The following is an 8,640-nucleotide window of genomic DNA, read 5'->3' as shown; positions in this document are numbered from 1 at the left end:
AGGAAGGCGGCGCGCTCCTCGGCGACGGCGGGGTGGACGATTCCCTCCAGCCGCCGCAACGCCGCCTCGTCGCCGAGCACCGCCTCCGCCAGCACGGTGCGGTTGACGCCTGCCTCGCCGGTGGTCTCCGGGAACGCCGCCTCGATCGCCGCGACGACCCGGCCGGCCGGTCCCTGCAGGCGATGCACCGCGGCGTCGGCGTCGAACACCGGCACGCCGGCGTCGGCGAACATCGCCGCGACGGTCGACTTGCCCATGCCGATCGAGCCGGTCAGGCCCAAGATGATCATGACGTCAGCAGGTCGCGCAGCTCGTCATCACGCTCGCGCGGCGGGGCCTGGCCGAAGAACAGCTCGAACGCCACCGCCGCCTGGCCGACCAGCATCTCCAGCCCGTCGACCGTGTCCAGCCCGCGCGCACGCGCCGCGGCGAGCAGCCCGGTCTCCAGCGGTGCATAGACGAGGTCGTACACCACCGCCTCCTCGGCCAGCGGCGACAGATCGAGGTCGAGCGGCGGCTCTCCCGTCATGCCCAATGTCGAGGCATTGACCAGCAACGCCGCCGGCGGCGTACCGGCCGTGAGCGGCAGTGCCTGTCCCTTCAGCCCGAACGCGGCGAGCAGGCCGGCACCCTTCAACGGATTGCGGACCAGCAGCGTCACCGGCCCGGCGCCGATCCTCGCCAGCGCGAACAGCACCGCGCGCGCTGCGCCGCCGCTTCCCACCACCGTCACCGGCGTGCCCGCCAGGTCGAGGTCGGCGACCGGCGCGTAGAAGCCGGCGGCGTCGGTGTTGGTGCCGATCACCGCGCCATCCTCGCCGCGAAAGGCGGTGTTGATCGCGCCGATGCTGCCGCGCACATCGCCGCGATCCTCGACCTCATCCAGCGCCGCGATCTTGAGCGGCTTGGTGATGTTGCAGCCCAGCCAGCCGGGATCGGCGCGGCGGCTGGCGAAATAGGCCGGCAGCTCCGCCGTCGTGACCTGCACCCGGCGATACTCGGCATCGATACCGAGCGCGTCCAACCAGAAACCGTGGAGCAGCGGCGACTTGGACTGGGCGATCGGGTCGCCGATGACCTCCGCATACCGAGTCACGCCGGCATCGCCCCGCGCGTCCGCAGATAGTCGAGCACCGGCAGCAGCGGCAGCCCCAGCACGGTGAAGTGGCTCCCATCAATGCGCGTGAACAGCTGCACCCCCGGCCCCTCGACCCGGTAACACCCGACGCAACCGGCGATCGCCGGCCATTCGGCATCGAGATACGCCTCGATGAAACGCGGCGACAACGGCCTGACATGGAGCCGGGCGCGATCGACCACCCGCCACACCGCCCGGCCGTCCTCGGCGATCACGGCGGCGCTATGCAGGTCATGATGGGTGCCGCTCATCCGCCGCAGATGGTCGGCGGCCTGTTCGCGGCTGTCGGGCTTGTCGAGCAGGGTGCCGTCGGCCAGCTCCACGACCGAATCGCTGCCTAGTGTCAAGACGCCCGGCATCTGCGACGAGACCTTGACCGCCTTCAGCTCGGCCAGCGCGTCGGCGAGGTCGCGGCCGGACCGTCCCGCCAGCGCCGCCTTCGCCGCTTCCTCGTCGACGCCCGGCGAACGCGCGGTGAACGCCACGCCCGCCGCCGTCAGCATCGCTCGCCGCGAGGCGCTGCCCGACGCCAGCATCAGCGTCATGGCGACACGCCATCCCGCCGACCATTGTCCCGGTCATTGCACAACGCGATGATCGCCGCCGCGGTCTCCTCGATCGAGCGGCGGGTGACGTCGATCACCGGCCAGCCCTGGTCGGCGAACATCCGCCGCGCATAGGCGATCTCGCGCTGCACCGCATCGGCCTCGACATAGGCGGTATCGGGCGCCTGTTGCAGCGACAGCAGCCGGTTGCGACGGATCGCGATCAGCCGGTCGGCGCTGGTGGTCAACCCCACCACGAGCGGGCCGCGCAAGGTGAACAGCTCGGGCGGCGGCGGGCTCTCGACGACGATCGGGATGTTGGCGGTCTTGTAGCCGCGGTTGGCGAGGTAGATCGAGGTCGGCGTCTTCGACGAGCGCGACACGCCGGCCAGGACGATGTCCGCCTCCTCCCACTCCTCGGCCAGGATGCCGTCGTCATGGGCGATGGTGAACTGGATCGCATCGACGCGCGCGAAATAGGCTGCATCGAGGACGTGCTGGCGCCCCGGCCGCGCCTTGGCCTGCTGGCCGAGCAGCACCGACAGCGCGTCGTTCACCGTATCCAGCGGTGCCACCGCCGGCAGCCCGAGCGAGGCGCAGCGCTGTTCCAGGATGCGGCGTGTCGCCGGGTTGACGAGGGTAAAGATCACCAGGCCGGGATTCTGCGCGACCTCCTGCAGGATGCGCTCCAGATGCGCTTCGGTGCGCACCATCGGCCAGAAATGCCGCACCGTCTCGACATTGTCGAACTGCGCCAGCGCCGCCTTGGCGATGTTCTCCAGCGTCTCGCCCGTCGAATCCGACAGGAGATGGAGGTGGAGGCGGGTCTCAGCCATCGACGACGCTGGCGGATGGATCTGTGGACAACATCGGCAAAAGGGCTAGCGCAACTGCCTGTCACCGCCAAGCGAGGTCGCCGACGTGGATAAGGATCGATCGCCCCACAACCGCATCCACAGGCGGCGGTTCCTTCAACAGGCTGTGGATCATGGGGACGATCGCGGCGAATCCGGGCGGAATCGCGCCGCCGCTACCGTCAAGCTGTTGGCAAGTCGGGCAGCGCTGCCTAATCCCCGTTGCGCACCGCCCTACTCCATCAACATCCCTTTTGAATCTTCTCCTATGAAGAGAGGCACTGTCTGACTCACCCCAAAACCCTGCTCGCGACGTTGATGGGTGAGCGGCAGCCGATCCCACCGGTCTGGCTGATGCGTCAGGCGGGCCGCTATCTCCCCGAATATCGCGCGCTGCGGGCGGAGAAGGGCGGGTTCCTCGCCCTTGCCACCGATCCCGATGCGGCAGCCGAAGTGACGCTGCAGCCGATCCGCCGGTTCGGTTTCGATGGCGCGATCCTGTTCTCCGATATCCTGATGGTGCCATGGGCGCTGGGGCAGGAGCTGAGCTTCGGTGTCGGCGAGGGGCCGCGACTGACGCCGCCGCTGGTCGACCATGCACTGGCGGCGCTGGAGCGGGTGCCGGCGCGGCTGGAGCCGGTCTATGCCACGGTCGCCAGAGTCGCAGCATCGCTGCCGCCCCAGACGACGTTCCTGGGGTTCGCCGGCTCGCCATGGACGGTCGCCACCTACATGGTCGCCGGCCAGGGCAGCCGCGACCAGGGCGAGACGCGACGCTACGCCTATGCCGATCCGGGCGCGTTCGGTGCGGTCATCGCAGCGATCACGGCGATGACGATCGATTACCTTGCCGGCCAAATCGCCGCCGGGGTCGAGGCGGTGCAGCTGTTCGACAGCTGGTCGGGCAGCCTCAGCCCCGCCCAGTTCGAGGCCTATGTAATCGCGCCCAATGCGGCGATCGTCGCGGCGCTGCGCACCCGCTGTCCCGGCGTGCCGGTGATCGGCTTTCCCAAGGGCGCGGGCGGCAAGCTTCCCGCCTATGCGCGCGAGACCGGGGTGGATGCGGTCGGGCTTGACGAGACGGTCGACCCCGTTTGGGCGCATCGTGCCTTGCCGGACGGTATGCCGGTGCAGGGCAATCTCGACCCGCTGGCGCTGATCGCCGGCGGCCCGGCGCTGACGAGCGCGATCGATCGTATCCTTGCCGCGCTGGCCGAGCGTCCCCACGTCTTCAATCTCGGCCACGGCATCGACCAGCATACCCCGATCGCGCATGTCGAGGCGCTGCTGGCGCGCGTAAGGAACCCCGGATGACCTATCTCTGGCTGTTCGCCGCGCACATCCTGTTCGTGGTGTTCTGGATGGCGGGGCTGTTCATCTTCCCGCGCTACCTCGTCTATCATCAGGAAGCACTGGCCCGCGGCGACGGTGCCGATGCCGCCCGCTGGGTCGAGCGCGAGGGCAAGCTGCGCTCGATCATCCTGACGCCGGCGATGATCATCGTCATCGCGCTCGGCCTCGCGCTGGCGTCGATCGGGCAGCATTGGATGGAGGGCTGGCTCCATGCCAAGCTGTTGTTCGTGATCGCGCTGGCGGGTTATCACGGCTGGGCGGTCGGTTATGCGCGCAAGCTCGGCGGCGGCCGTGCGACGCTGAGTGGCAAGACGCTGCGGCTGGTCAACGAGGTGCCGGCGGTCGGCCTGATCGCGATCGTCATCCTCGCCGTGGTCAAGCCGTTCTAGGCTGCCAGATCATCGCCCGGCGGTTCGCCGCTTGACGTTCCTCGCAGACCGACTTAGGTCCTGACCGCAACAGCAGGCGTCCGCCGTGCTGCCTTTCTCTACGTCCTGATCCGCTGCGTATCCTCGCCAGATCGACGCTCATCTGCCTCCTGCCCGTCCGCTCACGGATTTCCCATGCATCTCAAAGAATTGAAGAAGAAGACTCCCGCCGAGCTGGTCTCGATGGCCGAGGAGATTGGTGTCGAGGGCGCCTCGACGCTGCGCAAGCAGGACCTGCTCTTCGCGATCCTCAAGGTGCAGGCGGAGAATGGCGACCAGATTATGGGCGAGGGCACGATTGAGGTGCTGCCCGACGGCTTCGGCTTCCTGCGCAGCCCGCAGGCCAATTACCTCGCCGGTCCCGACGACATCTACGTCTCTCCCAACCAGGTCAGAAAGCACGGCCTTCGCACCGGCGATACCGTCGAGGGCGAGATTCGCGGGCCCAAGGATGGCGAACGCTATTTCGCGCTGGTCAGGCTGGTCGCGGTCAATTTCGACGATCCCCAAGCGGTGCGTACCCGCGTCAATTTCGACAATCTGACGCCGCTCTATCCCGAGGAACGGCTGAAGCTGGAGATCGAGGACCCGACGATCAAGGACAAGACCGGCCGCGTCCTCGACGTTGTGGCGCCGCTCGGCAAGGGCCAGCGCTGCCTGATCGTCGCGCCGCCGCGGGTCGGCAAGACGGTGATGATGCAGAACATCGCCCGCGCGATCAGCGCCAACCATCCCGAATGCTACCTCATCGTGCTGCTGATCGACGAGCGGCCCGAGGAGGTCACCGACATGCAGCGCACGGTGGTGGGCGAGGTCGTGTCCTCGACCTTCGACGAGCCCGCCACCCGCCACGTCCAGGTTGCCGAGATGGTGATCGAGAAGGCCAAGCGGCTCGTCGAGCACAAGAAGGATGTCATCATCCTGCTCGATAACATCACCCGGCTCGGCCGTGCCTACAACACGGTGGTGCCGTCGTCGGGCAAGGTGCTGACCGGCGGCGTCGACGCCAACGCGCTGCAGCGGCCCAAGCGCTTCTTCGGCGCGGCGCGCAACATCGAGGAGGGCGGGTCGCTGACCATCATCTCGACCTCGCTGATCGACACCGGCAGCCGCATGGACGAGGTGATCTTCGAGGAGTTCAAGGGCACCGGCAACGCCGAGATCGTCCTCGACCGCAAGATCGCCGACAAGCGCGTCTTCCCGGCGATCGACATCGGCAAGTCGGGCACCCGCAAGGAGGAGTTGCTGGTCGAGAAGGGCAAGCTGTCGAAGATGTGGGTGCTGCGCCGCATCCTGATGCAGATGGGCACCATCGACGCGATGGAGTTTCTGCAGGACAAGATGAAGGACTCGAAGACCAACGAGGATTTCTTCGCCTCGATGAATCAGTAAGGGCGCGCCGGGCGGGCGACAAAAACCTTGGCGTCCCTGCGCTGCCGCCCCACATAGGGGCATCACCGACAGGAGCGCCCCTTGGCCACGTTAGGCATGTCCCCCGCCGAGAAGGAAGCCGTGGAGAGCTTCCGCCGCGATGTCGTCGAGCCGTCGATGGCCAGCCTCGTCATTATCGATTTCTGGGCGGAATGGTGCGGGCCGTGCAAGGCGCTGACGCCGCTGCTGGAGAAGGTCGCCGCGGCTTACGCCGACAAGGGCGTGGCGCTGGCCAAGGTCGACACCGACAAGAACCAGTTCATCGCCGCGCAATTCCAGATCAAGACGATCCCGACCGTTTATGCGATGTTCCAGGGGCAGCTGGTCGCCGACCTGACCCCGGCGCGCACAGAATCGCAGCTGCGCACCATCCTCGACCAGTTGCTCAAGCAGTTGCCGATCCAGTCGGAAGCCGCGGCTGCCGAAGCCGAGCTGGAGCCGCTGATCGCGATGGGCGAGGAGGTGCTGGCGGCCGGCGATACCGAGCGCGCTCTCGACATCTTCGACCAGCTCGCCGATATGGCTCCGGACCATCCGCAGGTGTTGTCGGGCCGCATTCGCGCGCTGGTTCAGGCCGGCCAGGTGGACGAGGCGCAGGCGGCGATCGACGCGCTGCCCGCCGACCTCAAGGATGCTGGCATCGATCGCGCCAGGGCGGCGCTCGACCTCGCCCGCAGCGCGCCGACGGTCGCTGACTATGCCGCGCTCGCGGCTGAGGTGCAGGCCAACCCCGACGACCATGAACGCCGCTTCACCTTGGCCGGCGCACAGATGGTGGCGGGCGAGCGCGACGGTGCGGCCGACAACCTGCTCCACATCGTCGCCGCCGAGCGCGACTGGCACGAGGGCGCGGCGCGGACCCAACTGCTCAAGCTGTTCGAGGTCGTGGGGCTGATGGACCCGTGGGTGTCGGCGCAGCGGCGGCGGTTGTCGGCGGTGCTGTTCGGATGACCGGCCAGGACACCCCCGCCGACGCGCCGGTGACGACGCGGCTGTCGATCTTCCCGCTGCCCGGCGCGCTGCTGTTCCCTGGCCTGCACCTGCCGCTCCACATCTTCGAGCCGCGTTACCGGGCGATGGTCAGCGACGCGATGGCGCGCGACCGAAGGATCGGCATGATCCAGCCACGATTGGAAAAGGGTAACGCCGACGCGCCGCCGGCGCTGTACGACCTGGGCTGTGTCGGCCGCATCGCCGAGGTCGAGGCGATGGAGGATGGCCGCTACAACGTCGTGCTGGAGGGCCTGGCGCTTTTCCGCGTCGTCCGCGAGCTCGACGTCTCCACCGCCTTTCGCCAGGTCGAGGCGGTGCTGTTGCCGTCCACCCCCGACGAGACGCTGTCGCTCGGCCGCCGCGCCTCGCTGGAGATGGAGTCGCGCCGCTTCGCCGATGCGCAGGGCTATAGCGTCGACTGGGACCAGGTCGGCCGGCTCGATGACGAGAGCCTGGTCAACGGCATCGCCCAGATCGCCCCCTTCGACGCCGCCGCCAAGCAGGCGCTGCTGGAAGCGCCGGGGATCGAGGACCGCGCCGACCTGATCATCCAGCTGCTCCAGTTCTTCGGCCGCCACGACGGCGAGGACCGGGTGACGTTGCAGTGAGGCAACGGTGATCGACCCCTGGCTGCTGGAACGCCTGGTCTGCCCGCTGACGCGCACGCCGCTACGCTATGACGAGGAACGGCAGGAACTGGTCAGCGAGGCCGCAGGGCTGGCCTATCCGGTCCGCGACGGCGTGCCGGTGATGCTGGTGGAGGAGGCGCGAACTCTTTCGCCCGCTGCCTAGACGGTCATGCCCTGCAACAGCTTGGGCAGATCGCCGCTTTCGCCCCGCGCCTCGGCCATGAACCGTGCCTTCAGCGGCGGGATCGCGTTGACCGCGCTCAGCCCCAGCCGCCGCACCGCGCTCGCCGTCCGGCCCCGCACGCCGAACAGCCGGGTCAGCGTGTCGGTCGCCACCGCCACCGCAAAGGTGTCGAGCCCGCGCCAGCGCTGGTAGCGCGCGAGCAGCTGCGCGTCGCCCAGCTCCATGCCCAGCCGCTTGCCCTCGACCAGCACCTCCACCAACGCGGCGACGTCGCGAAAGCCCAGGTTGAGGCCCTGCCCGGCGATCGGGTGAATGCCGTGCGCGGCGTCGCCGACCAGCGCCAGCCGCTCGGCGATGATCCGCGCCGCGTGGTGGAAGCCAAGCGGATAGGACGCGCGGGGACTCGCGCCCGACAGCGCTCCCAGGAAGCCGCCCATCCGCGCCTCTGCCTCCGCCAGAAAGCCACGGTCGCCGAGCTTGAGCATCCCCGCGGCATCGCTCGCCGCCACCGTCCAGACGATCGCCGAGCGATGCCCCTGCTCATCGTCGGGCAGCGGCAGCAGCGCGAACGGGCCGGAGGGATAGAAAATCTCGAACGCGACGCTGTCGTGCGGGCGCTCGTGATGGAACGCGCCGATGATTGCGGCGTGATCGTAGCGCCAGGTCGCCACCGCAAGGCCGGCGGCGGCGCGGGTCGGCGAGTTGCGCCCCTCCGCCGCGATCAACAGCGGCGCACGCACGGTGTCGCCATCGTCGAGCGTCGCGGCGACGCCGGTTGGGCCGCGCTCGACCGCCAGCGCGCGCGTCTGCATCCGCAGGTCAACCAGAGGTGCCGCGCTGGCGGCATCGAACAATGCCCGGCGCAGCGTCTTGTTCTCGTACATGACGCCCAACGCGCCGTCGCCGGCATCGGGGATGAAGTCGAGCGCGCCCGGCTCCAGCCCGTCGCTCACCCGGATCTGGCGGATCGCGCAGCCCTGCCCGGCCAGCCGCTGCGCGACGCCGATCGCGTCGAGCATCCGCCCGCTCGCGCTTGCCACCGCCGAGGCGCGGCCGTCGAAGCCGGGCGCGAGCGTCACGGCCGG

At 68.8% G+C, this 8,640-nt stretch carries 11 protein-coding genes; 6 read left to right on the top strand and 5 right to left on the bottom strand.

Annotated features, from left to right (window positions below; translation table 11 throughout):
• The 4 genes from HUU96_RS06995 to HUU96_RS06980 all read right to left on the bottom strand — a co-directional run.
• Positions 1–290: dephospho-CoA kinase (locus HUU96_RS06995; protein ID WP_174292118.1), on the bottom strand; the 290-nt coding region annotated here is incomplete at its 3' end.
• Positions 287–1,096 carry a shikimate dehydrogenase family protein gene (locus tag HUU96_RS06990; protein WP_174292117.1) on the bottom strand — a complete coding sequence of 270 codons (810 nt, stop codon included), beginning with the start codon at positions 1,094–1,096 and terminating at the stop codon, positions 287–289. The genes HUU96_RS06990 and HUU96_RS06995, both read right to left, overlap by 4 nt.
• On the bottom strand, positions 1,093–1,683 hold the full coding sequence (locus HUU96_RS06985; RefSeq protein WP_174292116.1) for a Maf family protein: 591 nt from the start codon (positions 1,681–1,683) through the stop codon (positions 1,093–1,095). The genes HUU96_RS06990 and HUU96_RS06985 overlap by 4 nt, the downstream gene beginning before the upstream one ends.
• Entirely contained in the window at positions 1,680–2,519 is an 840-nt protein-coding gene (locus HUU96_RS06980) for a pyruvate, water dikinase regulatory protein (RefSeq protein ID WP_174292115.1), read from the bottom strand. The genes HUU96_RS06985 and HUU96_RS06980 overlap by 4 nt, the downstream gene beginning before the upstream one ends.
• A gap of 303 nt (positions 2,520–2,822) precedes the next feature.
• On the opposite strand from HUU96_RS06980, the gene hemE reads away from it, so the two are divergent.
• The 6 genes from hemE to HUU96_RS06950 all read left to right on the top strand — a co-directional run bounded on the left by hemE (position 2,823) and on the right by HUU96_RS06950 (position 7,534).
• A complete protein-coding gene (gene hemE / locus HUU96_RS06975) occupies positions 2,823–3,851 on the top strand; it encodes a uroporphyrinogen decarboxylase (RefSeq protein WP_302480222.1) in 1,029 nt (342 codons plus the stop codon).
• Positions 3,848–4,279, top strand: coding sequence for a CopD family protein (locus HUU96_RS06970; RefSeq protein WP_174292113.1), 432 nt, complete (start codon positions 3,848–3,850; stop codon positions 4,277–4,279). Before hemE ends, HUU96_RS06970 begins: the two co-directional genes overlap by 4 nt.
• A 174-nt stretch (positions 4,280–4,453) precedes the next feature.
• Positions 4,454–5,710, top strand: coding sequence for a transcription termination factor Rho (gene rho / locus HUU96_RS06965; protein WP_174292112.1), 1,257 nt, complete (start codon positions 4,454–4,456; stop codon positions 5,708–5,710).
• A 96-nt stretch (positions 5,711–5,806) separates the two neighbouring features.
• The gene (locus HUU96_RS06960) at positions 5,807–6,700 is read left to right on the top strand and encodes a tetratricopeptide repeat protein (RefSeq protein ID WP_174292119.1); all 894 of its coding nucleotides are present in this window, start codon (positions 5,807–5,809) and stop codon (positions 6,698–6,700) included.
• Positions 6,697–7,350: an LON peptidase substrate-binding domain-containing protein gene (locus HUU96_RS06955; RefSeq protein WP_174292111.1), complete on the top strand. Its 654-nt coding sequence runs from the start codon at positions 6,697–6,699 to the stop codon at positions 7,348–7,350. Before HUU96_RS06960 ends, HUU96_RS06955 begins: the two co-directional genes overlap by 4 nt.
• Before the next feature lie 7 nt (positions 7,351–7,357).
• A complete protein-coding gene (locus HUU96_RS06950) occupies positions 7,358–7,534 on the top strand; it encodes a Trm112 family protein (protein WP_174292110.1) in 177 nt (58 codons plus the stop codon).
• On the opposite strand, the gene HUU96_RS06945 is transcribed toward HUU96_RS06950, so the two are convergent.
• On the bottom strand, positions 7,531–8,640 hold a 1,110-nt coding region (locus HUU96_RS06945; protein WP_174292109.1), incomplete at its 5' end, for an FAD-dependent monooxygenase. The genes HUU96_RS06950 and HUU96_RS06945 overlap by 4 nt on opposite strands.

The organism is Sphingomonas bacterium (assembly GCF_903644135.1).
In the GTDB taxonomy this organism is placed as follows: domain Bacteria; phylum Pseudomonadota; class Alphaproteobacteria; order Sphingomonadales; family Sphingomonadaceae; genus Sphingomonas.
Note: the sequence above shows the minus strand (reverse complement) of the source record. Positions and strands in the feature narration are given on the sequence as shown.